We start from the raw sequence: 22,273 nt of genomic DNA, 5'->3' as shown, positions 1-22,273 counted from the left end.
TTGGGATTCTCAGCGTGCCGGGAACAGGAAAGCGAAAGCGATGCGCCGCCGCCATGTCGGTGTCAGCGGTTCCTCGATCACGCCCAACCGTTCATAGGCGTGGAGGAAGGGGTCCGGGCCGGTGAGGATGCCGACATGCTTGGCGATGGCGCGGGGCCTCATGCGGAAGAGGATAAGCGCGCCGGGCAGGGCATCGTCCGGGGCAATCTCGGGCATCATGCGGCGAGCGCCCTCGGCCAGCACCTCGCGCGGGCCCATCTCGCCCCAATCCCGGCTGTAGGGCGGGATCGGGAACGGTTCCGGCCCGACGACCTCGCGCCAGACGCCGCGCGCAAGGCCGAGGCAATCGCAGCCCACGCCCTTGAGGCTCGCCTGGTCGTGGTAGGGCGTGCCGAGCCAAGAGCGCGCCACGGCGATGACGCGGGAGGGATCGGCGGTTGGTGCTGTCGCGGTCATAGCACCGTCCCCTCATGGCCGCCGTCCTTCGTCGCGTAACGCAGAACGGCGTCCTGGCCGGGGATATGCGGAAAACCCCGAAAGTTCGCGACATTGGCGAACTTCGCCCGGCAGGTCGCAAAGCTCTTGTCGCAGCCCGCGCGGATCGTGAAGGCATCACCCTCGCTGATGGCCCGCACCGGCGCTTCGAGCAGGGTCAGGACCGCCACGCCATCGAGAAGGACATGCGAGAGCACTTCGGCCTGCCGCCCGGCATTGGCGCCGCTCGTCCATTGGATCCGTCCATAGGAAAACCAGCCCGCAGCATAGGCTTGCAGCCCTTCGGTCGTGAAGGCGCGATCACGCTGCAGCGCGACCACCGTGCCGGTGCCGGTGTAGATCGGCGCCTCGGCATTGATGCCGCAGCGCGCATCGCCCAGCGCCGCGTCGCAGGTTGCCTGAAACGTGCGTCCGACAGTCTGGCCCAAAACATGGGCGAGGCTGCGCACCTCGGCCACGAAGGCGAGCCGCCCGCGCCGGATCTGCCCGATGGCGCCGCGCCGCAACAGTGCGCGCTGCGCCGGGGCCGACCAGTTCACCCGCCAGACCTCGACCGTGCCATTGTCCCAGCGGCCATCGAGAATGTCGGTCTCGGTGATCCGGTCGGAGGTCAACACGCCCTCGGCGTCCTGCGCATCTACCGAGAGATCGGAGCCCGACCGCACCTCGGAGGCGGTCAGCCCGCTCTCCGGCTCGAAGTCGGTCCCATCGAACGACAATGTCCTGTCGTGATCGGTGAAGCCGAAACTCACGCCGTCAGCGCGGGTGATGCGCCAGCACCAGGCGAGCGTTGTCGTGCCCTCGTCGAGGTGGGCCTGAAGGTCTGGCGGGAGGGACTTCATTTGTCCTGCCCGGCAAAGCCGCGCTCGATGCGGTCGCGCAGGCCGATGAGGCCGAGCCCGAGGCTGATCAGCGTCATCGGTGCGGCGTCGCCCGAGCCCGAGAGCAGCGCGACAAGGTGGGCCAGCGCGGCGAGTTGGCCCTGATCGGGCAGGAAGAGCGCGCCGGTGCCGGTGGTGAGGGCAAGGCACCCGGCCCACCAGGTCAGGGATTTGGGGCGAAGGTAACGCATCGAATGTCTCCTTGGGTCAGAAGGGGAAGGGTTCACAGTGTGTTGGGCGGAGAGAGCAGCGCGAGGGCGTCCGCCTCGCTCAGCCGCCGCAGCGGGCGGGCGAACCCCACCCTTCCGTTGCGATCGACCGACCAGACGGTGAGCGGGCCGGTGGGATAGTGGCCGTCGCGGAAGAGATCGCGCTCGGCCTCGCGCCGGGGCCGGATCGCTGCGGGGCGCAGCCAGCCCATGAAGGCTTCGGCCGCGGCGCGGCGATTGCCCGCGTTCAGGTGGCGGGTGAGGGCCGCCTTGGCGATGCCCCCGGTGTTGTAGTGAAAGCTGACCAGCGCATCGAACTCGTGCGGGGCAAGCGGCACCTTCACGGCGCGCAGCACGGCTGCCTCGTAGCTTGCGATGTCAGCGCGAAAGAGCCGAAACGCCTCGCGGATCGCGGCGGAGACATCCGTGGGCAGGCCGCGCGGCATCTTCGCGGGATCAGGCGGCCCCGCCGCCGCGGTGTGGCCGATACCGAAGGTCCAGATCTTGCGCAGATCGAGATAGGGCCCGGGCACGATGCCTTCGTGCCGGGCGAGGGCCAGAAGGCCCCGGTTGGTCATGTGCATGGGATCACCCGAATGTGGAGACGAGAAAAATCAGCGCCGCGACGATCACGCCGATGCGCAGGCGATGGCGGAACGCTTTGACTGGATTGGCAGAATCGCAGCGGATCGTGCGCGCGAGGCGGATGAGCTCATGCATCGGGGTTGCCTCCTTTCTTCGCGTGCAGCCGGGCGAGGGCGACCTCGATGAAGGCCGGGCCAAAGACACCGACGAGATAAGCGGCCGAGCCCGCCGCGCCCCCGGCCGCGATCGCCTCGGGCGGCAGGTTGAGCCAGCGCGCGACGAGCGCCATCGAGAGGCTCCCCATCCCCGCGGCGATCAGCCCGCCGAGAAGCACATGGCGCAGCGCGTCGCGTAGCCGCATCTTTGTGGTCAGCGCATTGGTGGCGCCGCCGAGCGCGCCCCAGGCGGCGAGGATCACCGCTGTCGAGGTGAGCAGATCGCGCAGCACTGCGCCGACAAAACTTGTGTCGTCATTCATGGCCGGATCTCCGTGAGGGGGATGGAGGGGATCGAGCCGAGCCGTTCGAGATCGAGGGTGATGTCGAGCGTGTCGGTGTCGAAACGGACGGGGACGTCGAAGTCGAAGCCTGCGGTGAGGGCGATGCCTGCGGCGGGCGCGGTGGCGAAGGTGATGAGGCCGGTCGTGTTTGAGACCGACCAGCCGGAGGGCTGCGGGGCGCCATTCAGGGCGATGGTAACGGTCCCGGCGACAGGCTTTGTGATCGCGCGCGTCCAGCTTTGCGCTCCGGAGCTGTAGCGCTTCGTCAGCTGAAACTGCGTCGTGGTGCCATCGCCGGTGCCGATGGCCTGATCGGTCGGGCCCGGAATTTGTGAGGGCAGGCAGGATTTGAAATCGGCCCAGTCCTTGAAGCGAAAGCCGTAAAGACGGCCGTTGCGCGCTTCGAAGAAGGCGACGACCGCCGCCAGATCGTCGGCGCGGCGGATGCCATAAGCGACGTCATAGCGGCGGCGCGAATTGGCCCAGCTGGCATTGCGCTCCTCGGCGCCCGAGGCCAGTTCGACGATCTGGGTGCGCCGCTCCGGGCCGCCGCGCGCCCCGCGGCTGATCGCATCGGGGAAACGGATCTCGTGAAAGGCCATCACATCCCTCTTCGGCCGAGCGAGACCGCCCGGGCGATATCGGCGGCGACTTGGGTGCGGGATTGCCGGAAGCTCTCCGCGTCGCGCGCCATGATCGTGACGTTGACGGTTGGTGGCGTTGCGCCGCCGGTCGTCGCCTCCTCGCGCTTCGAGAGCACCCGCTCGCCGCGCTGCAAGATCGCGGGCACTTCGTCGGGACGCAGACCGGCCCAGCCGCCGGAATGCATCCGAGGGGCATTGGCAAAGGCTAAGGCAGGGACCATCCGACCCGGACCCGCGGCGCCGACGGTGCCGCCCGCGTGCAGGATGCTCGCGAAGATCCCTCCGGCGCCGCCCAGCGCACCGGCAAGCACATTGGCGAGGGGGCCCAGAACAAAGCGCCGCGCCGCGAGTTTGGCGAGATCGGCGATCATCGAGGTGACCAGATCGCGGAAGTCGAGCTTGCCGGTCTTCACGAAGCTGCCCACGGCCTCCTCGGCCGAGGAAAAGGCGCCGACGAGGGCGTTGCCGATATCGCCGCCGATGTCGCGCGCCTTGGCGGCATAATCGGCCAGCGCATCGCTCGCGGCACGCCAGAGCGGCACCGCGCGCTCCGCCCCTTCGGCGGCTGCAGTGCCTGCCGCACGCGCGGCGCCACCGGCGCCCCGCGCTGCCTCGGCGGTCTCGTCGAGTTCCGCACCTAGCCCGTCAGCGGCACCGGTCGCGCCGGTCAGAGCCGTTTCCGCATCGGTGCCGGTGCGCGTCACCGCATCCTTCAGCGCCTGCCAGGAGGCGAGCGGGCGCCCGGCCGCGTCAGAAAGCATGCCCGAGGCCTCGCGATAGGCTGCGGCCCGGGAGCGGGCCTCATCGGCCATGGTGCCGAGGCCCAGATCGGGCGCTTCGATATATTTGCGCCCGAGTGCTGCCGAGAAGGCATCGGCGGCCGCCGTGCCCGCGGCCGATGCCGCGCCATCGAACGGATTACCGATGCGCCCCAATTCCACCGGATCGAGCGTGCCGATCTTCACCCCGCCTTCGCCCACGGCCCAGTCGGGCAGAAGGTCCAGGGCGGCGTTGAGCGCGGTGATGAAGCGGTTGATGCGGGTGACGACGCCGTTCAGCATCGCCTCGACCCCCGAGATCAGCCCGTTCGCCGCCTGAAACGCAAAATCACCGATCGCCCCCGGCAGCTTGCCCCAGATCGCCACCGCCGCGTCATAGGCGCCTTGAAACACCGCCGCCGTGCGGTCGCCAAAGCTCACGACCCCTGCGATGGTTCCTTCAAGTGCCGAAAGGGCATCGGCCTTCACCCCCTGCCAGCCCGCCGCCATCCGCGCCAGCGCCGCATCGAGCGCGAGGCCAATGCGCGACCAGACCTCGCGCGCGAGATCTGAAAGCAACCGGAACGCCTCGCCCACGCCCCCAACCCGGGCCGCGAATTCGGAGACCTGATAGACGAGCTCGCCCACGACGACGATCAGCGCCCCGATCCCGGTGCGAATGAGCGCGCCGCGCAAGACGACGAGCGCGGTGGCAAGGCCGCGCACGGAAAGCGCCGCCGCAGCAAGGCCTGCTACCCAGCGTGCCCCCAGGAAGGCGGCGAAGGTCGCGGCAGTGGCGGCGAGCCGCCCGAGGTTCTCGAAGACGAGGCTGATCGCGCGTCCGAGTGGGCCGCTCGCGCGCGCCACATCGGCCAATGCATTGGCCGCCGCCTCGAGCGCGGGGGCGACCGCCACGGTGAGGCGGTTGGTAAGCCCGGTCCAGATCAGGCTCAGCCGCGCGATTGCGTCACCGGTGCGCTCGATCTGCGCCGAGTCCGCAGCGCTCACCGCCACCCCGAAATCTTGCACATCTTTGGCCGCATCGCGCAGCGTGGCGGTGTCGATGCGCAGGAAGGCGAGCGCGGCGCGATCGCCAAAGAGGTCCGAAGCCACGGCCGCGCGCTCGGCCTCGGGCACGAAACGGTTGAGCGCGTCCTGAATGGCGATGATGCGCTGATCGAGCGGCAGCGCCTGCAAACCGGCGGCTGTCAGGTGCAGCTTCTCGAGCGCGCCGACCGCCGTGCCCGAGCCGCTCGCGGCCTCGGAAAGCCGGGTCGTGAGCTTCTTCGTCGCCTGCTCGATCTCGCCCATCGAGACCCCGGCAAGCTCGCCCGCCCATGTCAGCACCTGCACGCTCTCGGTCGTGGTCTGCATCGACTGCGCGAGTTTGGCCTGCGCATCGACATTGGCAAGCCCCGCGCGCACCATCGCCACGCCCGCCGCCGCGGCGGCCACGGTCACCGCCGCGAGCGCAACCCCGGCCTTGCGCGCGAACCCAGCCATGCGCGTGTTGGCAAGCTCCATTTCCGACGAGAGACGCCCGAAGCCACGCGCCCCGGCCGCGCCGATGCCTTCCAGCTCGGCGCGCACCTGCCGCCCGCCCTCCGCCACAAGGCGGACAGACACTCGTTTCTCTGCCATCGTGAGGCTCCCTAAGATGATGCGTCATTGACTTATGCGCCATTGGCGCACATATTGCGCCATGGCCATCGTTACAGTCGTCGAAACCCCGGAATTCGAGCGTCGTGCCCGCAGCCTCATGTCGGAGGCGGAGCGGCTCGAAGTGATCGACTTTGTTGCCCGCAATCCGATGACCGGCGTTGCGATTGGCGGCGGGGTGCGGAAATTCCGCTTCGCCCGCCCCGGCGGTGGCAAGAGCGGCGGCTATCGCGTGATCCATTTCTACAGCCCCGATGACGGGACGCCGATTTTCCTGATCACCGTCTTTGCCAAGAACGAGAAGGCAAACCTGACGGCTTCGGAAACGGCGATGGTGCGCGAACTCGGGGCCGCGCTGGCGGCCAGTTACAGGAGGACAAGATGACCGAGGCATTTGCGAGCATCGAACAGGGGTTGAAGGAGGCGCTGGCCCATGCCCATGGCGAAGGGCGAGGACGGGTGCATGAGATCGACTTGCCTGAGCCCGATGTGCAAGCGATCCGGTCGCGCACGGGGCTATCGCAAACCGATTTTGCGCGCAGCATCGGGGTAAAGAAGGGCACACTCCTGAACTGGGAGCAGCGCCGCCGCAGCCCGGAAGGTCCGGCGCGGGTGCTGCTTGCGCTGATCGACAAAGATCCAGACATCGTTCAGCGGACGCTGGCGCGCTGAGCCCTGCGCGAGGCGCGGCATTCAGGGGGCCGCCTGCGCGGCGATCTGTTCGTTGAGCCTGCGCACCATCACCGCCTCGATCTCGGGCAGGGTTTCGGCGGCGATGAGGCTGTTCACGCCCAGCGCCTCGGCGAGTGCGAGTGCCGCGCCCATGTCCCAGCCGATCACCGCGCCGGGGACGAGCCGCAGCTGCCCTCCAAGGCGTTGCACCAGATCCCAGATCTGTGAGCCCTCGACCGTCTGCGGCTGGTTCAGTCTTGCGGGACAATCGGGGCAGGGGCCTTGGCAGGCCGCGCAATAGCCTTCGCCCCCGCCGAAGGACCAGTCGGCGAGGGCGCGGAAGCGTTTTTTTCGGCATCCAGCATCAGGCCGCGCGCGACGTAGCGGGTCTGAAACGCCTCGAACACCGGCCAGATGTCGAGAAGCGCCTCGATGCCCTCGGGCGTCACCGCCGTCGGGGCGCCAGCTTCGTCGCCCACCCCCTCCCAGTCGAGAATGGCCAGACGCGCCACGGCTTTCGCCATGGCCAGCGCCAGTTCCTCCTGCGTCGCGCCCTCGGGCAGAGCGGCAAGGTCGGGATCGGCGCGCGCCGCCACCATCAGAGCGGTCGTGAGCGGCGCAAGCTTCAGCCGCAGGCCCGGGGCAAGGTCCAGCCATTCGGGCTGGTTCGAGAGGTTCAGACGGATCATGGGACGGCCTTTCTCCAAAACAAAAGCGACGTGCCGGGGCACGTCGCTCAAAGGGCAGGGTAGGAATTCTGCCGCGGGTCAGTTCATTGCAGGCAGCATTTCTTGAACTTCTTGCCGCTGCCGCAGGGGCAGGGATCATTGCGGCCGGTCTTGCCGGTGACGATGTCCTCGAACGGATCCTCGCTCCGCGGCATCAGCGACGACACCACCTTCAGCCCCTGATCGGCCTGCCGCGCCATAAACTCGGGCGAGAAGCAATACCACGAGGACAGTTCGGCGATGGTATCGGTGATCAGCTGGTTGCTGGGCATCTGGGTGAACCAGTCGGGATGCCCGGTTGCAATCGTCTTGCCGAGAAACTCGGTGAAATCCTCGTAGCGGGCATAATCGGGCGTGATCAGCCCGCTGTCGAAGACCGCGCGCACCGCAGTGTCCATCTTGGTCAGCCCAAGTGCCGCGATGCATTCCGCCCAGGGCCACCAGATCTCCTCGCCCGTCACCGTCGCGGTCAGATCGAAGAACTCCGTCAGAAACACTTCGATCTGCGGCCGCAGGCCCGGGGTCTCAAGCGCCAGGATCACCAGCGTGTCGAACATCTCGCCGCGGACGTAAATATCGCTCGCATCGTCGAGCAGGATCTCGAAGATCGGTTGCAAATCGCCATCGAAGACCCCGGCCATGACACGGGCCGAGGCTTCGGTGATCGAATCCCCCAAAAGCGCCTCCAGAAAATCCGGCTCGCGCCGCAAGAGCCGCGCCAAAGGCCGATAGGCGCGGGTTTCGCGCCATTCCGCGAGCAGGAAAAAAGCGAAGAGAAACGCGTCCATGCCGTCGAGGTCGCGCGTGCGCGCCTGCTGTAGCCGGTCGATATAGTCGAGAAACACCGGCACCATGGCCTCGCGCTCGTCTCGCGCCGCCTCGATCGCTGCGCGCGGCAAGGGCCCCTGGCGCTCGAATGTGGCCATGATTTCGGCGGGTGTCATCGGCAGCTCCTCTGGATCGGGACTCAACTGGAGGAATATCGCCAAATTCTGTCCGCCTCCACCGCTTGATGCGCTTCAATAGCTCGTAACGGTGTTCACAAGGGTGGCGGTGCACATGCGCGCGGGGCTGGTGGCCTTCGCCGCCTGCCAGTCGAAGCTCGCCTGAATGCCCTGCGGGCCGGGGATCTCGATGCGGGGCCGCGGCAGATAAACGGCATGGGCGGTAAAGGTGAAGCTTGCGTTGGCGCCAAGGCTCCAGGCGAATTCGAGCTCGCAAGGGGTGCCGTCGATGGCTTGGGTCACCAGCGTGCTGTCGGCAAAACGCACCTCGATCTTGCCTGTCAGCGCCGCCATGCCGGGATCGGCGCCCTCGATCTTGCCGTCGTTGCGGATCGTCTCGATCCGGTCGAGGCCGTTGGCATAGGTGACCTCGGCCGAGACGACATTGCCAAGCGCCGCCCCGTTGCGTTTGACCGCGCCGTTGAAATGGCCAAACCGTTGCAGCGCGAGCGTGGTCGGCGTGCCCGCGGCGGTGACCGTATCGATGGCCTCGCCCTGCGCGATCAGCCGCGCGGTTGCCGTGAGCAGCCCCGATCGGCTCATCTGCCAGCTCAGCTGATCGACCATGCAGCCGGTGTACATCGCATAGCGCGGCACCTCCGGCATCGCCACTTCGATCGCCATCGAGGGCAGGGTCCAGTTCCCCGACTGAAACGTGTGGGTCTTGGGCGTGGTGCCGGTGGTGGTCGGCGCGCCGAAGGTGCCTTTCAGCCAAAGACCGAAGTTCTCGACGTCGATCGGCACCACGACATCGCCATCGGCGGTCAGCGCATCTTTGATCGGCGCCGTCGGGTCACGCCCCTGGCCCAGCAACTCCGAGGCAATGAGCGGCTGCTCGGAGCCGAGCGAAGTGCTGGCGAAGGGCAGCGTGCGAAATCCCGAGGCCGGGGCGGTGCCGTAGACGGATTCGAACGCAAGCGCCATCTGCGCCCGCGCCCCTTGGGCTCTTGCCATCATTCTCTCCTTGAGGTCAGGGGTTTAGCCGAGCGGATCGGCCGTGGTGTACTGCAGAACGACAGCGATCACCGCCGCCTTCAGCGCCGCGGCCCCCTCGATGGTCAGATCGACCGGGCTTGGGGCCTCCGGTTCGACCCAGTCGCACAGGCCGCCGAGCGTCCGGTCTGCGGCGAGCGCCGCGCCGATGGCGGTGATCAGATCGTCAAAGGCGCTGGCCCGGCCGGGGCCCGCCTGCACGACGACCTCCAGCTCGGCCCGGTGCTGGTAGTGATAGCGCAGAGGCGACAGCGTCACTTCCGGCTCGCCCGGCTGGCCGTCGCGCAGGATGATAAGCCCGGCCGCAGGGATCCGCTCGGGCAGCACCTCGTCGCGCAGGGTGAGGGCGGCAAGCGGCTGCAGCCGCGCGTGCAGCGCGGCGAGGACGGTTTCGCGGGTGGTGGGCATGTTTTCTGGTGAGGTGGACGCTTATTCCTTGGAAATCACGTCCCACATTGCGAGCATTTCCCGCATGATCCGTTTGTCGGCGTCAGACACGACATAGTCGTCATAAAACTGCTGCCCATTAAAACGAACGACAGCACGCTTCGACTCCGCAATCTTGCGCGCCAAGGTCTCGGCAATCGGGCCTCTGATGCCCGCGAATTCCCAGATCTCAGTGTCGTTGTCTCGGAGCCACTGTCCCGCGGGTATCTGGCTCGTCTCGCCATCAATGTTGATCGATGCGCTCTCAACGAAAAGCCACCCGTTGCGAGATGTGTAGTTGAAGAACAACTCCATCGTTTGCTGTCCCGACGCGGTTTCAAGCAGATAGAGTGTCACGTAGTTTCGAATGTCTTGGTAGCGCGGCGAAGATGGGTGGCGGGCCCATGACGACCCATCAAATTCAGCGGTCGTACGCACGAGACGGCTCTTGAGTTGGCGAGCCGTTTTCGCCAGTTGTTCACGTTCCGCGGCGATCGCTTGCTCGTAACGGGCGGCCCTTTCCTTGTAGGTCGGATTTTCAGGATTTATTCTTGCAAGAGCTTCATATGCGCGAAGGTTGCGTTCCGCCTGTGACGCGGGGATCGGTCGGGCATAGTTGCTGATCGCTGTTTCGAGCGCATCGCGGTCAGGCCCCGAAGCTGGAGTGAATGCACTATCCGAGACAATATCGCTCACGATCTTGTCCATGTCCGCGTTCTCCTCGCCAACGCGGGCAAGGTATTTCGTCAGTTGCGTGTCCGTTTCGGCGGTGGGTGTCGCTGTATCTGCTTTCTCTTCGCCCGATATCGGCGACAGGCTTCCGCCGCCGACCATCGACGCCGCCCGGGTGCGAGCAACGCTCAGGTCGGCCCCCTCAATCGCTCCCGCGAAAGCCAAGCACAATTCGACTTCTTTGGACCAATCAGGGTTCTGCAAAGGCCCCCAAGCAATCATTGATGCGGCGGCGGAAGTATAGGCGTCGGCATCTCGGGCAAGAAACGCGTCGCGGCAAGCAGAGCGAGCCGCATCAACATCCCCTTGAGATGGCTCTGCAGCTGCTGGAGGGGTGATGAGGGCCAGCAGAGGGGCAGCGAAGAAGAAATTGCGCATCACCTTGATATCTTTCTTACAAATCAGCCAGGAACTTAATCTAACAGGCTCGGCGGCGTTGAGTAAATCTCCGCTTTCTGTTGCCATCGCTGAGGAATCGGCTCCGATGCTATGCGGGGATCGGGCACTGTGTCTCGTTTGTTTGATTCTCCGCTCTATACTGCCGGTTCGCTGATCATTTGAGGATGCTATATCCGCTTGGTCTATTCCCACCCCGCGACGATCCGCCCTTCCACCCCATCCATCACCCGTTCGGCATCCCTCGCCAGATCGAGTCGCTTGCGTAGCTTGACCTGCGGCACCAGCAGGAACACCGGCATCGTCGTCAGCCCCCGGCCGGTCTTCGCGCGGGACGCCACAGCCCGCCCCTTTGAGTTCAACCGCCCCTCGGCCACCAGCAGGCTCGGACCCCTGCGCCGGTAGATGAAGCGGAGCCTCAACCCGGTGCGGCGTTCCCATTCGCCGGGGGTGATCCGCCCGCCACGGGTGGATTTGCCTGCGGCCGGGGTGGGGATGGCGAGCCAGAAGCCGTCTTTCGAACGGATGAGGGGCCCCGTGTCATGCGCGCCGACGATTACCGGGGCGTTCGACCAGACGAGCGCCGCCGCGTTCAGGCTCTCGCCGCCCTTGGGATAGGTCGCAAGCCGGATCGAATTGCCAAGCCTTGTGCCGAGCCCCGATTGCACGATCTGCCCGCGCCAGGCGGATTTCAGGCCCGCGCCTGCCGCGTGCAGCGCGGTGGTGACGGCCTTTTCGCCCGCGCGGATTTCCTCCTGCATCAGGGCCGCCAGATCGGTGCTGATCTCGAGTTTCAGCTTCATCAGGCCCCCTCCGGCCGCAGGTCCAGCGTCCAGATCAGCCGCTCGCGGTCGCGCAGCGGCTCGCCCTGGATCCCGAACCGCTCGGCGCCGATGACGATCAGATCGCCTGGGCGCGGTGCGGGAAGGTCGGCAACCCGCACGTCCACCACAGTCGTGTCGCTGACAAAGCGCCCCGCGCCGAAGTCGGTGATGCGGTCGGGCGCGCGACGGATGATGCGGACCCTGCGTTCCTCGGAGGTGGTGGCCGAGATCCAGAGGGCCGGGGCCGCCATGTCAGCCTGGGTGAAGATGCGGTCCATGGCGGCGGCAAAGACGGACATGACAACTCAGTTCGAACTGTGGATCCGGACGGCGAGGCGGGGCCGCTTGTTCACCGGCAGGATCGAGGCCTCGGTCATCACGTCGATCCAGCGGCCCTTCTCGTCGAGATGCTGGCGGGCGTAAAGCGGCAGGCCGATGGTGTTGGCGGTTTCCAGGAGGTTCGCCGGGCCGCCATAAGTGGTGAAGGTGTCCATCGTGCCCAAGGGGAAGGCGATTCCCTCGTTCGCCGGGACCAGCCGCTCGGTGGCTTTGGTCGAGAGAGTGACGGTGCCGGAATATTCCTCGAAGAGGATCCCGCCGAAAGGGAAGTTGCGCCGCACATCCTCGCGTAGCGGCTGGGCGCCGGTGGCGGCGTAGAACTTGTAGGCCTCTTCCGTCTTCGGATGCGCGATCAGCTTGTCGAAGAACTCGCGGCTGACGAGGGCATGGACCGAGGTCATGGCCTCGCCCAGCAGATTGTCCTCAATGGCGCGCAGCACCTCGCGCACCTTGCCCTGCACGTTCGTGCCTGCCGTTCCCAGCACGAAGTCGACCGAGATCTGCGCCAGGCCGAATTCGGTGAAGTAGTTGTAGAGGGTGGTGCCCGCGCCGTCCTTCACGATGCCGCGCAGCGCGTTCATCTCCATGTATTCCCGCGTCTGGGCATGCTTGCGCCGCATCAGCAAGAGCTTGCGGTTCATCACCTCGACCAGCGGATCGGCCGCGTCGAAGGCGCCGAGCGCAGGTTGCCCCTGGATGTCGGCGGGCAGGATCACGTCATCATGCGGGATCCAGGGCATGGCAAAGCTGCGCATGGACCGGCCTTCCCGGGTGCCGACCGTGGCGGGGCCGCCGAGGGGGACGGAGGGCAGAAGGCTGAGGACGCCCTCGTATTGCTCGATGATCACGGACCGCTGGCTGACGCCTTCAAAGCGGAAGAGGCCGATCTGGGCGAGGCGGGTGTAGAGGTTGGGCAGGATGTTGATGGCCTGCGTCATCTCGGCCAGCGAATAGCCGCCAGCGTCGAAGGGATTGCGGACGAGGGTCATGATGGGGCTCCGAGGGTGAAGGGGGTCAGACGCCGTCGCGGGCGATGATGCCGACGGCGGCCAGCTGGCCAATCTTGGTGGTGATCTTTGCGGCATCATCGACGGTGGCGTCATAGGCGAGCCCCGCGCGCGAGACGATGGCGGGGCCGCGGGCAACGACAATGCCGGTGGCATCGGCGAGAGTTGCATCGACGGCGTAGAGAAGGACGGCCGTCGCGGTTTGCGCGCCATCGGTGCCGCCGCTGGTCGCCAGCTTGTATTTGCCGCTGGCGGTGATTTTGCCCAGCACCGAGCCGACGGGATAAGGCATGCCCGCGAGCAGCGTCACCACTTCGCGGGTGTAGTTCGGGTTGACCTCGTATTTGAGGACGTCGCCCATGCTGGGCGGTTCCGTCAGGACGGGCATGGTTCAGTCTCCACGGTTTCGGGGGATGGGGCGCTGCGCGGTTGGGCGGGCGCGGAAGAGATCGGCTTCGGTATCAGCGCGAGGCAGCGGCCGATTTCTTCGCGGCCGCGACGATGGGGCTGTCCTTGGCGCCCGCGGCCGGGGCGGTGGCGATGATGCCCGCGGCATCGCTGCGCGCGGCGAGATCGGCCAGCAATTTGGCGCGCAGGGCTTCGGGTTTCACGCCCTTGGCCACGGCATCTGCGGCATCAATCTGGATGCCGAGGCGCGCGGCTTGCGCACAGACCTGTGCGACCTCGGCCGCCTCGGCACGGATGGTTTCGGGCGACATGACGGCCGCCGTGGTTTGTGGCGGTGTGATCGCCGCGGGCGAGGCCGGTTCCGGCGGGGTGGTGGCAGCAGGCGCAGTCGCAGGCTGCGCATCGTCTTCAGGGGTGGTGGTCATCATCGGGCCCTTTCCCTTGGGGTTGGATTTGAGGGTGGCTGTGCCGCGGGGTGCGGCGGCGAAAGCGCGGAAGGCGGTGACGGGATCGGCCACCTCATCGGCGAGACCGGCAAAGACCGCCGCCTCGCCTCGAAAGACCGCGGCCTCGGTGCCCAGCGCCCGTAGGGTGTCCAGGCGACTGCCGCGCCCTTCGGCGACGGTTTCGGCGAAGAGCTGACGCAGGTCCTCAAGCTCGCCCGCGATCCGGGCGCGGACGGCCTCGGGCAGAGGCTGGTAGGGGTTCGCATCGACCTTGCGCGCGCCTGCGTGGATCAGCGTGACGGCGATCCCCTTCTGGTCGAGCGCCCCGCTCATGTCGCTGTGCATGGCCACGACGCCGATGCTGCCGACAGCGCCGGTTCGGGGCAGGACGATCCGGTGGGCCTGGGAGGCCAGCGCATAGGCGGCCGAGAGCGCATGATCGGCGACGAAGGCGTGGACCGGCTTCTGCGCCCGTGCTGCCCGGATCCGATCCGCTAGATCAAAGGCCCCCGCGACCTCGCCGCCGAAGCTGTCGATATCGAGGGCGATGCCGCGGATCGCCGGATCGGCCAGCGCCGCCTGCAGCTGCGCGGCGATGCCCTCGTAGGAGGTGAGCCCGGAGGACTGCCCGATCCATGCCCCGCGATGCACCAGCGTGCCTGCGATCTCGATCACAGCAATCCCATCCACGACTGCGAAGGGCTGGCCGCCATTCCTTGCCTGGCGGTTGGTCAGGTCGTCGCCAAAGAGCGAGGCCCGGGCGGGCAGGGTGGCGGCATCCCGATCTTCGGCGGCGATTTCCAGCCCTTCGATGCGGATGTCTCGCCCGGTGATCCGGGGCCCCAGCCCGGTCAGGAAAGCCAGCGCCTTGGCGGGATCGACCATCAGCGGTGTATTGAAGACGCGCTGCGCGATCTGAGTGTGGTGCATCATGCGTCCTCCGCGGGCCGGGGTTCCCGGTCCTCGCCATCCTCTTCCTGATTTCCGTCGTCCTGCTGATCCTGCCGCTGACCTTCGGCATCACTCGGCGCAGAGCTGCCACCCGCCGCCTGCGCGGGCGATCCCGGCCGCCGGAAGTCGAGGCCCAGTTTCGCCTCGCGCTTCCGCTCCGCCGCGATTTCCCGGTCGACCTGTTCGGCGTCGTAGCCGCGCTCGGCGATGGCCTGCGTGCGGGACTTGAGCCCCCCTCGATCTGCAGGATCTCGGCCGCGGCATCTTTGGCCGGATCGATCCAGTCCCACTTCGTGGGGAGCCAGTCGCAGGCAAGGTATGCACGCCGGTCGGTGGCATAGCCCGGCAGGTCGATAGCCCCCGCCAGCACCGCCATGTCCATCCAGCGCGTCCAGACGGCGCGGCAGAGCTGATAGACGATCACCGAATGCTGGAAGGCCGAGATGCGGCGGCGGAAGTCGACCAAGGCGATGCGGGTGTTCGAGAAGTTGCCCTTCGCGGTGTCGCCGGTGAGATAGCCATAGGGCACGCCCAGCGCCGCGCCGATCTGGAGGAGCGTGCGATACTGGAAGGGTTCATAGGTGCTGCCGGAATCTGGCGTCGAAGGCGTGGTGACGTCTTCTCCGGGATCCAGCCGCACCACCTGACCGGGTTCGACCTCCAGATCGTCCTCGGCCGGATCGAGGGCGGTTTCTGGCGCGGGGGAGGTGATGAACATCGCGAACATCGCCGCGGTCTTCTTCCGCTCGAGTTCCGCGTCGTCGTAGAGATCGAGGGTGAAGAGCTTCACCACGGCCGCGGCGAAGCGCGACACCCCGCGCAGCTGGCCCGCCTCGACCGGGTCGAGGATGTGGATCACCTCGGACGCAGGCACGCGCACCGTTTCTCCGGCCAGCCCGGGATCGGTACTGTCGCCCGGATGGCGGCGCAGGAAGTGATAGGCCACGCGGCGGCCGATGCCGTCGAATTCGATGCCCTGCCGGATCGATCCCGCCCCAGGCAGCACGCGGGTCATGTCCTGCGGCAGCATCTCCGAGGGCAACATCTGCAGCTGCAGCGGCACGGTCAGTCCGTCTTCCGCGCGCCGCGTACGAATGCGCAGGAAGACCTCACCCGCGAGGAATACCTCCCGCGCGGCCCGGCGCTGCAGGCCGAAGAAGTCGGTCAGCCCCTCGGCATCGGCCTCGTCCGTCCAGGCGAGCCAGAGCTTTTGCTGCTCCTCCTTCTTTGCCGCATCCGCGACCTTCGACGAGGGCTTGATGCCGTCGCCGACGACATGGTTCGCGAAGGCATCGACCGCGTTCGCGGCATAGCCGTTGTTGCGGACCAGCCAGCGCGCTCTGGCGGTGATGGTTTCGCCCGAGGCGGCGATCAGGGTGTTCACATGTGCGCGGGTGGCGCGGAAGCCGCGCATGCGGCGGTGGGATTGCGCAGCATCAAACCCACCGATGATCGAGCCAAGGCGGGCGCGGAAGGCGTCGAGCACCATGGTCAAAGCCCCTTCGTGGCAATGGTGCCCCAGCGACGACGGCGGGCAGACGTGCCGCTGGCCGAGGCAATTCGCCCCTCCAGATCCCGGATCGCGGCGGCAAGTTCGGCATCCGAGGCATAGGTCACGGTCTTGCCGTCGTAGCTGACGCTGCGCAGCCCGGCGAAGCGGGCTTCCTGCAGCGCCGTCAGCAGGGCCTGCATACGTTCCAGGTCCATCAGTCCCTCATGAAGTTCGGGGTGTAAGCCCGCCGTTTCCGGCGCGGCGTGCTCAGGTTTCCGGCCTTGGGTGCGGCCGATGCCGCCGTTTCCGTCGCCGTGGGCACGGCCACCGGCAGGCGCGTTTCCACGCCCGCCTGCGCTTCCAGCCGCCGCCAGGTCGCCTCGTCCCATCGGTCGGCGCCGAGGATCCACGCCGCGGCGCGGGCATAGACCCGGCAGTCGAGCGCCTCGTTCCGCTCGCGCATCTTCTGCCATTCCTGATGGGCATAACCGCGCTTGTTGCGGATGGTCACCAGCTGTTCGGCCACAAGCTGCTTCAGCCATTCGGTGTCGGCCCAGCCGGGAAGGTGGATGGTGCCGGGGGCATCGAGGACGCCCGAGCCGCGCGCATCATCTGACGGTCGCTCGATCCGCAGGAAGCGGTAGGTCTCCGCCTTGAAGGTCGCCGTGGCGACCGACCATAGCCGCGCGCCCCGGCGCAGGCGTTTGCCGCCGATGGTCGCATCGACGAAGGTCGGGCCGGAGACCGGTGCGGCGCGGTTGAACCCTTCGAGGCCCTTCAGCGGTGCGACCTGTTCGAAGCCCACCTTGCGCGACCAGGCATAGACAGCCGCGGCCTCATAGCCTGTGTCGATGGCGAACTGCGCCACGGTCATGAAAGCGCCGTTCGCATGCTGCCACGACCGGCCGAGCAGGGACGTCAGCTTGTCCCATGCGGCGGGATCGTCGGGCCCGCCCGGAATCACGATGTGATCGATGAGCCAGCTTTCCAAGCCTCGCCCCCAGGCCCAGATGTCGACCTCGATGCGGTCCTTCTGCACGTCGGCCCCGGCGGTCAGGAACAGCCCCGCCATCGGCACCGTGCCCACCTTCCAGGCCTCGCGCCGATCTGCCAGACGCTGCCATTCCGGCGCATCGCCCGACTCGACCCATGTCTCGCCCAGAAGCGTGTTGCGCGCCGCGCGCAGCATTTCCTCCGAGCCCTGCGCCGCCAGCCATTCCCGCGCGACATCGGCCCAGGTCTTCCAGCCAAGCGGCGAATAGAGCGCCGAGAGGTGGAAGCCGATGGCCTTCGGGTCCGCGGACACGGCGGTGGCCCGCCATTCGCCCTTGGCCAGCATCTCGGTCTTGTGGTGCTCGGCGATGGGGCGTTCGCAGCCCTCGCAGTAATAAGCCGCGGTTTCTGGCTTCCCTTTTGCCCAGCGCAGCCGGTCGAACTGCAGCCATTGCATTGCCCCGCAGTGCGGGCAGGGCACGAAGTAACGCCGCTGGTCCGATGCCGCGAATTCCCGTTCGATCCGGCTCAGCCCCCGGATCGTCGGCGTCGAGACCATGAACACCTTGCGCCGGTGCGAAAAGGTGGTCGTCCGCGCCTCGGCCAGCGTGACTGGGTCGCCTTCCTCGTCGGCCGAGGCGGGATAGGCGTCGACCTCGTCGAGGAAGACATAGCGCGCGGGCATCGAGCGCAGCCCGGTCGCTGAATTCGCGCCGGTCAGCACCAGAATGCCGCCGGGGAACTCTTTTGAGAGCATCGAGTTCCCGGCGTCCCGCGACCGGGCCGGGCTCACGCGTTCCCGCAGCGCCGGGCTTTCCGCGATCAGCGGGTCGATCCGGCCGCGCGAGGACCGCTTTGCCATCTCGACCGTGGGCAACACCGCCAGCATCGGCCCCGGTGCATGGTGGATGACGAAGCCGATCCAGTTGTTGCCCGCTTCCGTGGCGCCCACCTGCGCCGCCTTCATGAAGCTGATGCGCTGCGCCGGATGGCCGGGCGAGAGCGCATCCATGATGGCGCGCAGATAGGGCGTGCGCGCGGTGCGATACCGCCCCGGCTCGGCCGAGGCGCGCGAGCCAAGCCAGCGATGCGCATCCGCCCATTCCGACACCGTCAGGTTCGGATCAGGGCGCAACCCCTGCCGCCAGACCCGGAGCAGATCCTCGGCGCCGTCGAAGCCGAGGTCGAGACCCTCTGTCAGATCGTTGTCATCATCCGAGCGAGACCCGAAGATCGGCGAGGGCGTCGAGCTGCTCTCTGACATGGGCTTCCAGCACCCTCTGCAGGATCGCGGTCTCGATCGTCACCGATGCCCCGGATTGCCGTTCCACCTCCGCCATGATCTGCGCCGCCATCAGCGCCGCCACCCGTCCGGGCCAGGTCACCCAGGCATCGCGTTCCTGCCGCGCGAGGCGAAACACCAGCGTTTCCGCCCGCGCCCGATCGACCAGCGCGCCCTTCTTCTTCTGGACGGCCAGCTGACGTTCCTGCGCCGCATAGACCGTGAGCGCCGTGCGCGCCTTGATATACGAAGTCGTGTCGCCGGGGCCGCTGGCCAGCCCTTCGCCACCAAGCGACCGGCGCTGCTGGTCGGGGTCCGTCATCTCCGCCCGCCGCACATCCGAGGCCGCGGCATTGATCGACCCATCGTCAAAGACCACCAGCCGCCCGTTCTTGCGCGCCTTCTGCACCCCGCCGCGCGAGAGGCCGGAATGGGCCGCATACTCGCGTTCGCTCATGCCTTTCATGGTGCTGTTGCTCGGATCAAGTCGTTGAATATAAACGGGAAAGGGGCGATGTTTTCGTTGATTATACTTTCCGCAAGAGCGACTCTGAGATCAGGAACTCACCCCCGGATCGGAGACCGGATCATGACCAAGACCACCTCCCACAACGCCCCCGAAACGCTGCTCCTCGAGATCGCGCAGCGCCATTTCTTCATTGAGACGCTCGAGCCCCAGAACAGCGACGGGCTCGATTTCCACGAGGTCGCCGTCTGGGCGATGCGCGCCGCCCTTGAAGAAGCCTATGCTGCGGGCCTCGCCGCAGCCCGCCGCTGAGGGGGGGCTGCGCGATGACCTGCCGCCGCAATAACGACAAGGCCCTCGACGCCTTCATCGCCGCCAAGGCCGAGATCGACACCATCCTGGAGCGCCTGAACGCTCTGAGCGCCGATCACTTCGAGACACACCCCGACGAGATCCATTGGGGGCATGTGGGCACGCTCAAGCACTACGCGGGCCTGCTGCGCCAGATCACCGACAGCGCCTTCAAGGAAGGCGAACACGCCGCCTGACGCGCCACGCGGCGCGACGGCCGCCCCGTCCGATGCGGGGGTGAGCCCGGACCGTGGCCCCAGTGGGGCCGCGTAAGCCGGGCGAACGTCCGTAGAAGGCGCGCACAGCGCGCGCCCAGAGCCACGGAGGCCCCGATGACCACCCCGTCCGACACCCAATCCCGGATCCTGTCCCGTGCCGCGACCCGGCCGGGGAACCTCGCCCTGCCGCTGCCCGAGGGTTTGGTCGGCGCCGCCGCCAAGATGGTCGTCGGCAAGATGATCGCCCGCGGCTGGCTCGACGAGGTCGAGGTCAACCTGCGGCGCGGCGAACCGATGTGGCGCGAGACCGGTGAAGGCCACGGCACCACGCTGATTGCCACCGAGGCCGGGCTCGAGGCCATCGGGATCGAGCCGCTGGTGGCCAGCGCCGTCGCCAGCGCGCGGAAGGCGAAGCCGAAGCCGGAACCGCTTCAGGCGCCCAGCGACACCGGCACAGTGAAACCCGTCGCCATCCGCGCTGGCACCAAGCAGGCCCAGATCATCGCCATGCTCCAGCGTCCCGAGGGCGCGTCCATCGCCGAGATGGTCGAGGCCACCGGATGGCTGGCCCATACCGTCCGCGGTTCGATCTCGGGTGCTCTGAAGAAGAAGCTGGGCCTGTCCATCACCGCCGAAAAGGCCGAGGGTAGGGGGACGGTCTATAAGAGCGTGCGGTGACAAAGAGGACCTTATTCCTGAACATCGGCATCGATGCGGCTTGCGATCCGAGGCCAAAGTCTGACAGGTGCCAATCGAAGCGCCAGAAAAAGGATCACTTTCGTGTTCGTTCACTACTCCGATGTTATTCTCACCGCAGCCGACCTCGCAGCTTTCACGTCGCGCTTTCCGGACTTGAAGATCAAAACGGACGCGCCCTTGAAAGTACACGTGTTGGGTCGAGATGACGTCGAATTCGGCGAACATGCGGATGTGCTCTCGCAGGAGGCAAAAGATGCACTCACACAGGTGGTATTGTCCTTCGTGGAAGCCCGGAGGATTCCTGACTGGCTAAAGGAGGCGCAAAGGGCGTTCTCCAACGCCGTCCTGTCTGTGCTGAAAGCGCAGGACAGCGTTTTGCTTTGGCACAACCTGAACGGAATTTCTCTGCATGATGAAGATTTTGACGCGACCGTGGCCAGAGTTGAAGGTTCTATTGGACAGGTCCGCAAAATCGATCTTTCGGTGTTTTCGGCACCCTATTCAGATCAGGATTTGGAGGGGGTGATCGAGATCAACCCCGATTGGTTCGAAGTAGCGATACGTAGCTTTGGGAGCGGTGGGTCGAAGATCGCCAAGCTCCGGGTAGATCTAGAAACGCTGTTCCGCGATCCACAAGATCGGTGGAGTGGCGAAATTCGCAATTTCGAACTTGGCTCGGAAAAGAAGAATTTCTACAGGCTCTGTGTCTATCGGTTAGAGGGGGCATCAAACTTTCTGAAGAGTCTGGTCGATGACTTGAATGCGCCATCGGTTGTGACGGGTGACATCGCTCGGAACATGCTCGTCCGCTCTCTGGCGGGAACAGAGCCACAAGCCGCATTAGATATGCTTGGTGCGCTCGGCCTCAAAACCCTTACAGCACCCCCCTTTCAGGATCGGAACCGGGTCGACAGACTCTGCTATGCTTCCGGAATCACTGGCGGCCAGCTCGAAGAGGTGCGCCTCGAGATGAAAGAGGCTTCGATCAGAAAGCCGGACCTGTTTGCCAAACTCGGAAGCCTGGGGCGAAAGCAGGCCCGGAGGGACAAAGAGATCACGGCGTCCTGGCCCTCAAGCGAATACTCCAGACTATGCCAGGCTATCGGCTTACGCTGGCCTTGAGTCCCGTCGACATCTCCCACCGCCGCACCGCGACGTCGCAATAGACCGGGTCCAGTTCCACAGCTAAGCAGCGCCGCCCGGTGCGTTCGGCTGCGATCAGCTGGGTGCCGGAGCCGCAGAAGGGCTCGAACACCAGGTCGCCGGAATCGGTGAAGGCCTCCAGCACCGCCTCGACCAGCGCCACCGGGAACACGGCCGGGTGCGATCCGGCCGCGCCCAGCCCGCCTTTGTGGCGCATGATGCGGAAGACGCTGTCTGGGATGCGGTGGCTCTGGATCGCGTTGCCGGAATCGGTCTTGCGGTGAACCGTGCCGTCGGCCCCGCGCAGGCCGCCGCCGCCGAGGGTCTCGCCCGCGTGTTTGGACAGGGAAGATCAGGTTGCGCGTGCCGTTGCTCGGATGCAACATGGGATCTGTCATGGCAAGGATTGCCGCCCTTGTCGTTGACCAAAGATTGGGGGGGGGGGATAGCCATTTTCAACGAATTTTGTTGCAAAGGTATCCCGCCCATGTCCTTGACCAAGATTACCACCGTTTTCGCCACCACCTTTGCCCTTGCCACTCCTGCACTGGCCGACCCTACCTTGGGTCTGGGCCTGTCTTTCTCTTTTGGGGGCGGCAAGCCGCAGACGGGCATTGGCTTGCGGGTGTTTTCGGATGACGAGCGCGACAGTTTTGTCGGCTCAGTGGGCGTTGATTACATGTTCGGCACGCAATCCTTCCGGGGCACGGTGGGCGGGGCCTATCTGGGCAACGATACCTACCTTGGGTTGGACATGGGGTTTGACTTCAACGGCGGCGGGTTTGGCTTCGGCTTTGGCGCGGGTGGGGTGGGGACGAAGGCTGGGGCGGCGGGTAGTGGCTGCACCCTGTCTGGAGGTGCTGGCTGCTTGGACTGATAGCGTGAAAAGAGCGCCCCGTTCTTTGGCGTTCTAGTTCCCTTAGAAGAGCCCGAGCTGGCGGGGGGCGAACTCCAGATCGCCGGGATCGCCGAA

Annotated in this window: 30 protein-coding genes and 1 pseudogene; 7 read left to right on the top strand and 24 right to left on the bottom strand. The window is 66.5% G+C overall.

The window, feature by feature from the left end:
* Nucleotides 1-9: 9 nt before the first annotated feature.
* From BW967_RS17250 to BW967_RS17220, 8 genes are read right to left on the bottom strand one after another with little or no spacing between them, the layout of a single operon-like run.
* Nucleotides 10-456 carry an NlpC/P60 family protein gene (locus BW967_RS17250; protein ID WP_076486340.1) on the bottom strand — a complete coding sequence of 149 codons (447 nt, stop codon included), beginning with the start codon at nucleotides 454-456 and terminating at the stop codon, nucleotides 10-12.
* Nucleotides 453-1,337 (bottom strand): DUF2163 domain-containing protein, encoded by an 885-nt coding sequence (locus BW967_RS17245; protein ID WP_076486339.1) that lies wholly within the window; start codon nucleotides 1,335-1,337, stop codon nucleotides 453-455. Before BW967_RS17245 ends, BW967_RS17250 begins: the two co-directional genes overlap by 4 nt.
* Complete coding sequence (locus tag BW967_RS17240; protein ID WP_076486338.1) at nucleotides 1,334-1,567, bottom strand: hypothetical protein; 234 nt, start codon at nucleotides 1,565-1,567, stop codon at nucleotides 1,334-1,336. Before BW967_RS17240 ends, BW967_RS17245 begins: the two co-directional genes overlap by 4 nt.
* Before the next feature lie 32 nt (nucleotides 1,568-1,599).
* Complete coding sequence (locus tag BW967_RS17235) at nucleotides 1,600-2,169, bottom strand: lysozyme (RefSeq protein WP_076486337.1); 570 nt, start codon at nucleotides 2,167-2,169, stop codon at nucleotides 1,600-1,602.
* A 4-nt stretch (nucleotides 2,170-2,173) separates the two neighbouring features.
* Nucleotides 2,174-2,305, bottom strand: coding sequence for a hypothetical protein (locus BW967_RS19050; RefSeq protein ID WP_258223578.1), 132 nt, complete (start codon nucleotides 2,303-2,305; stop codon nucleotides 2,174-2,176).
* Complete coding sequence (locus tag BW967_RS17230; RefSeq protein ID WP_076486336.1) at nucleotides 2,298-2,648, bottom strand: hypothetical protein; 351 nt, start codon at nucleotides 2,646-2,648, stop codon at nucleotides 2,298-2,300. Before BW967_RS17230 ends, BW967_RS19050 begins: the two co-directional genes overlap by 8 nt.
* Nucleotides 2,645-3,271: a DUF2460 domain-containing protein gene (locus BW967_RS17225; protein WP_076486335.1), complete on the bottom strand. Its 627-nt coding sequence runs from the start codon at nucleotides 3,269-3,271 to the stop codon at nucleotides 2,645-2,647. Before BW967_RS17225 ends, BW967_RS17230 begins: the two co-directional genes overlap by 4 nt.
* Nucleotides 3,271-5,712 (bottom strand): phage tail tape measure C-terminal domain-containing protein, encoded by a 2,442-nt coding sequence (locus tag BW967_RS17220; RefSeq protein ID WP_076486334.1) that lies wholly within the window; start codon nucleotides 5,710-5,712, stop codon nucleotides 3,271-3,273. Before BW967_RS17220 ends, BW967_RS17225 begins: the two co-directional genes overlap by 1 nt.
* A 61-nt stretch (nucleotides 5,713-5,773) precedes the next feature.
* Here BW967_RS17220 and BW967_RS17215 point away from each other — a divergent pair, with 61 nt between their 5' ends.
* Nucleotides 5,774-6,115, top strand: a complete 342-nt coding sequence (locus tag BW967_RS17215) for a type II toxin-antitoxin system RelE/ParE family toxin (RefSeq protein WP_076486349.1) — start codon at nucleotides 5,774-5,776, stop codon at nucleotides 6,113-6,115.
* The gene (locus BW967_RS17210) at nucleotides 6,112-6,402 is read left to right on the top strand and encodes a helix-turn-helix domain-containing protein (protein ID WP_076486333.1); all 291 of its coding nucleotides are present in this window, start codon (nucleotides 6,112-6,114) and stop codon (nucleotides 6,400-6,402) included. Before BW967_RS17215 ends, BW967_RS17210 begins: the two co-directional genes overlap by 4 nt.
* Before the next feature lie 21 nt (nucleotides 6,403-6,423).
* Here the strand turns inward: BW967_RS17210 and BW967_RS17205 are convergent, their stop codons facing one another.
* The 15 genes and pseudogenes from BW967_RS17205 to BW967_RS17135 all read right to left on the bottom strand — a co-directional run bounded on the left by BW967_RS17205 (nucleotide 6,424) and on the right by BW967_RS17135 (nucleotide 18,889).
* Nucleotides 6,424-6,612: a DUF7697 family protein gene (locus BW967_RS17205; RefSeq protein WP_245826608.1), complete on the bottom strand. Its 189-nt coding sequence runs from the start codon at nucleotides 6,610-6,612 to the stop codon at nucleotides 6,424-6,426.
* 41 nt (nucleotides 6,613-6,653) lie between these two features.
* Nucleotides 6,654-7,091 carry a hypothetical protein gene (locus tag BW967_RS17200; protein WP_076486332.1) on the bottom strand — a complete coding sequence of 146 codons (438 nt, stop codon included), beginning with the start codon at nucleotides 7,089-7,091 and terminating at the stop codon, nucleotides 6,654-6,656.
* Nucleotides 7,092-7,174: 83 nt separating this feature from the next.
* Entirely contained in the window at nucleotides 7,175-8,074 is a 900-nt protein-coding gene (locus tag BW967_RS17195) for a DUF1186 domain-containing protein (protein WP_076486331.1), read from the bottom strand.
* A gap of 75 nt (nucleotides 8,075-8,149) precedes the next feature.
* A complete protein-coding gene (locus BW967_RS17190; RefSeq protein ID WP_076486347.1) occupies nucleotides 8,150-9,088 on the bottom strand; it encodes a phage tail tube protein in 939 nt (312 codons plus the stop codon).
* 24 nt (nucleotides 9,089-9,112) lie between these two features.
* Nucleotides 9,113-9,535, bottom strand: coding sequence for an acyl-CoA transferase (locus BW967_RS17185; protein ID WP_076486330.1), 423 nt, complete (start codon nucleotides 9,533-9,535; stop codon nucleotides 9,113-9,115).
* A 21-nt stretch (nucleotides 9,536-9,556) separates the two neighbouring features.
* A complete protein-coding gene (locus BW967_RS17180) occupies nucleotides 9,557-10,750 on the bottom strand; it encodes a hypothetical protein (protein WP_139327859.1) in 1,194 nt (397 codons plus the stop codon).
* Nucleotides 10,751-10,866: 116 nt separating this feature from the next.
* The gene (locus tag BW967_RS17175; protein WP_076486328.1) at nucleotides 10,867-11,484 is read right to left on the bottom strand and encodes a DUF6441 family protein; all 618 of its coding nucleotides are present in this window, start codon (nucleotides 11,482-11,484) and stop codon (nucleotides 10,867-10,869) included.
* The gene (locus BW967_RS17170; protein ID WP_076486327.1) at nucleotides 11,484-11,804 is read right to left on the bottom strand and encodes a head-tail joining protein; all 321 of its coding nucleotides are present in this window, start codon (nucleotides 11,802-11,804) and stop codon (nucleotides 11,484-11,486) included. Before BW967_RS17170 ends, BW967_RS17175 begins: the two co-directional genes overlap by 1 nt.
* 6 nt (nucleotides 11,805-11,810) lie before the next feature.
* Nucleotides 11,811-12,833 (bottom strand): major capsid protein, encoded by a 1,023-nt coding sequence (locus BW967_RS17165; RefSeq protein WP_076486326.1) that lies wholly within the window; start codon nucleotides 12,831-12,833, stop codon nucleotides 11,811-11,813.
* Between the two features lie 25 nt (nucleotides 12,834-12,858).
* Nucleotides 12,859-13,239, bottom strand: a complete 381-nt coding sequence (locus tag BW967_RS17160; protein ID WP_076486325.1) for a head decoration protein — start codon at nucleotides 13,237-13,239, stop codon at nucleotides 12,859-12,861.
* 73 nt (nucleotides 13,240-13,312) lie between these two features.
* Nucleotides 13,313-14,635 (bottom strand): S49 family peptidase, encoded by a 1,323-nt coding sequence (locus BW967_RS17155; RefSeq protein WP_076486324.1) that lies wholly within the window; start codon nucleotides 14,633-14,635, stop codon nucleotides 13,313-13,315.
* Nucleotides 14,635-16,145 (bottom strand): annotated as a pseudogene (locus BW967_RS17150) (phage portal protein). The gene BW967_RS17155 and the pseudogene BW967_RS17150 overlap by 1 nt, the downstream one beginning before the upstream one ends.
* Before the next feature lie 2 nt (nucleotides 16,146-16,147).
* Nucleotides 16,148-16,363, bottom strand: a complete 216-nt coding sequence (locus tag BW967_RS17145) for a phage head-tail joining protein (RefSeq protein ID WP_076486323.1) — start codon at nucleotides 16,361-16,363, stop codon at nucleotides 16,148-16,150.
* Nucleotides 16,363-18,405 carry a phage terminase large subunit family protein gene (locus tag BW967_RS17140; RefSeq protein WP_076486322.1) on the bottom strand — a complete coding sequence of 681 codons (2,043 nt, stop codon included), beginning with the start codon at nucleotides 18,403-18,405 and terminating at the stop codon, nucleotides 16,363-16,365. The genes BW967_RS17145 and BW967_RS17140 overlap by 1 nt, the downstream gene beginning before the upstream one ends.
* Complete coding sequence (locus tag BW967_RS17135; RefSeq protein ID WP_076486321.1) at nucleotides 18,353-18,889, bottom strand: hypothetical protein; 537 nt, start codon at nucleotides 18,887-18,889, stop codon at nucleotides 18,353-18,355. The genes BW967_RS17140 and BW967_RS17135 overlap by 53 nt, the downstream gene beginning before the upstream one ends.
* Before the next feature lie 123 nt (nucleotides 18,890-19,012).
* On the opposite strand from BW967_RS17135, the gene BW967_RS17130 reads away from it, so the two are divergent.
* From BW967_RS17130 to BW967_RS17115, 4 genes are all read left to right on the top strand, one after another.
* Nucleotides 19,013-19,201 (top strand): DUF6900 domain-containing protein, encoded by a 189-nt coding sequence (locus BW967_RS17130; protein ID WP_076486320.1) that lies wholly within the window; start codon nucleotides 19,013-19,015, stop codon nucleotides 19,199-19,201.
* Nucleotides 19,202-19,215: 14 nt separating this feature from the next.
* Nucleotides 19,216-19,437: a hypothetical protein gene (locus tag BW967_RS17125; RefSeq protein ID WP_076486319.1), complete on the top strand. Its 222-nt coding sequence runs from the start codon at nucleotides 19,216-19,218 to the stop codon at nucleotides 19,435-19,437.
* Nucleotides 19,438-19,572: 135 nt separating this feature from the next.
* On the top strand, nucleotides 19,573-20,136 hold the full coding sequence (locus BW967_RS17120) for a DUF3489 domain-containing protein (protein WP_076486318.1): 564 nt from the start codon (nucleotides 19,573-19,575) through the stop codon (nucleotides 20,134-20,136).
* Nucleotides 20,137-20,238: 102 nt separating this feature from the next.
* A complete protein-coding gene (locus BW967_RS17115; RefSeq protein ID WP_139327858.1) occupies nucleotides 20,239-21,279 on the top strand; it encodes a hypothetical protein in 1,041 nt (346 codons plus the stop codon).
* On the opposite strand, the gene BW967_RS17110 is transcribed toward BW967_RS17115, so the two are convergent.
* Nucleotides 21,257-21,520, bottom strand: a complete 264-nt coding sequence (locus BW967_RS17110) for a DNA methyltransferase (protein ID WP_373455196.1) — start codon at nucleotides 21,518-21,520, stop codon at nucleotides 21,257-21,259. The genes BW967_RS17115 and BW967_RS17110 overlap by 23 nt on opposite strands.
* A 267-nt stretch (nucleotides 21,521-21,787) precedes the next feature.
* On the opposite strand from BW967_RS17110, the gene BW967_RS17105 reads away from it, so the two are divergent.
* Entirely contained in the window at nucleotides 21,788-22,177 is a 390-nt protein-coding gene (locus BW967_RS17105; RefSeq protein WP_076486346.1) for a hypothetical protein, read from the top strand.
* Nucleotides 22,178-22,273: the final 96 nt, after the last annotated feature.

Origin of the sequence: Rhodobacter aestuarii (assembly GCF_900156655.1) — a bacterium.
In the GTDB taxonomy this organism is placed as follows: domain Bacteria; phylum Pseudomonadota; class Alphaproteobacteria; order Rhodobacterales; family Rhodobacteraceae; genus Rhodobacter; species Rhodobacter aestuarii.
Note: the sequence above shows the minus strand (reverse complement) of the source record. Positions and strands in the feature narration are given on the sequence as shown.

Bases quoted from the DNA above. Each gene is read 5' to 3' on its own strand.
- BW967_RS17145 (WP_076486323.1), bottom strand. From the start codon at position 16,363: ATGGACCTGGAACGTATGCAGGCCCTGCTGACGGCGCTGCAGGAAGCC.
- BW967_RS17195 (WP_076486331.1), bottom strand. From the start codon at position 8,074: ATGACACCCGCCGAAATCATGGCCACATTCGAGCGCCAGGGGCCCTTG.
- BW967_RS17170 (WP_076486327.1), bottom strand. From the start codon at position 11,804: ATGTCCGTCTTTGCCGCCGCCATGGACCGCATCTTCACCCAGGCTGAC.
- BW967_RS17235 (WP_076486337.1), bottom strand. From the start codon at position 2,169: ATGCACATGACCAACCGGGGCCTTCTGGCCCTCGCCCGGCACGAAGGC.
- BW967_RS17210 (WP_076486333.1), top strand. From the start codon at position 6,112: ATGACCGAGGCATTTGCGAGCATCGAACAGGGGTTGAAGGAGGCGCTG.
- BW967_RS17250 (WP_076486340.1), bottom strand. From the start codon at position 456: ATGACCGCGACAGCACCAACCGCCGATCCCTCCCGCGTCATCGCCGTG.
- BW967_RS17220 (WP_076486334.1), bottom strand. From the start codon at position 5,712: ATGGCAGAGAAACGAGTGTCTGTCCGCCTTGTGGCGGAGGGCGGGCGG.
- BW967_RS17175 (WP_076486328.1), bottom strand. From the start codon at position 11,484: ATGAAGCTGAAACTCGAGATCAGCACCGATCTGGCGGCCCTGATGCAG.
- BW967_RS17215 (WP_076486349.1), top strand. From the start codon at position 5,774: ATGGCCATCGTTACAGTCGTCGAAACCCCGGAATTCGAGCGTCGTGCC.
- BW967_RS17140 (WP_076486322.1), bottom strand. From the start codon at position 18,405: ATGTCAGAGAGCAGCTCGACGCCCTCGCCGATCTTCGGGTCTCGCTCG.
- BW967_RS17185 (WP_076486330.1), bottom strand. From the start codon at position 9,535: ATGCCCACCACCCGCGAAACCGTCCTCGCCGCGCTGCACGCGCGGCTG.
- BW967_RS17130 (WP_076486320.1), top strand. From the start codon at position 19,013: ATGACCAAGACCACCTCCCACAACGCCCCCGAAACGCTGCTCCTCGAG.
- BW967_RS17200 (WP_076486332.1), bottom strand. From the start codon at position 7,091: ATGATCCGTCTGAACCTCTCGAACCAGCCCGAATGGCTGGACCTTGCC.
- BW967_RS17245 (WP_076486339.1), bottom strand. From the start codon at position 1,337: ATGAAGTCCCTCCCGCCAGACCTTCAGGCCCACCTCGACGAGGGCACG.
- BW967_RS17120 (WP_076486318.1), top strand. From the start codon at position 19,573: ATGACCACCCCGTCCGACACCCAATCCCGGATCCTGTCCCGTGCCGCG.
- BW967_RS17105 (WP_076486346.1), top strand. From the start codon at position 21,788: ATGTCCTTGACCAAGATTACCACCGTTTTCGCCACCACCTTTGCCCTT.
- BW967_RS17135 (WP_076486321.1), bottom strand. From the start codon at position 18,889: ATGAAAGGCATGAGCGAACGCGAGTATGCGGCCCATTCCGGCCTCTCG.
- BW967_RS17180 (WP_139327859.1), bottom strand. From the start codon at position 10,750: ATGGCAACAGAAAGCGGAGATTTACTCAACGCCGCCGAGCCTGTTAGA.
- BW967_RS17160 (WP_076486325.1), bottom strand. From the start codon at position 13,239: ATGCCCGTCCTGACGGAACCGCCCAGCATGGGCGACGTCCTCAAATAC.
- BW967_RS17225 (WP_076486335.1), bottom strand. From the start codon at position 3,271: ATGGCCTTTCACGAGATCCGTTTCCCCGATGCGATCAGCCGCGGGGCG.
- BW967_RS17230 (WP_076486336.1), bottom strand. From the start codon at position 2,648: ATGAATGACGACACAAGTTTTGTCGGCGCAGTGCTGCGCGATCTGCTC.
- BW967_RS17240 (WP_076486338.1), bottom strand. From the start codon at position 1,567: ATGCGTTACCTTCGCCCCAAATCCCTGACCTGGTGGGCCGGGTGCCTT.
- BW967_RS17165 (WP_076486326.1), bottom strand. From the start codon at position 12,833: ATGACCCTCGTCCGCAATCCCTTCGACGCTGGCGGCTATTCGCTGGCC.
- BW967_RS19050 (WP_258223578.1), bottom strand. From the start codon at position 2,305: ATGCATGAGCTCATCCGCCTCGCGCGCACGATCCGCTGCGATTCTGCC.
- BW967_RS17155 (WP_076486324.1), bottom strand. From the start codon at position 14,635: ATGCACCACACTCAGATCGCGCAGCGCGTCTTCAATACACCGCTGATG.
- BW967_RS17190 (WP_076486347.1), bottom strand. From the start codon at position 9,088: ATGGCAAGAGCCCAAGGGGCGCGGGCGCAGATGGCGCTTGCGTTCGAA.
- BW967_RS17125 (WP_076486319.1), top strand. From the start codon at position 19,216: ATGACCTGCCGCCGCAATAACGACAAGGCCCTCGACGCCTTCATCGCC.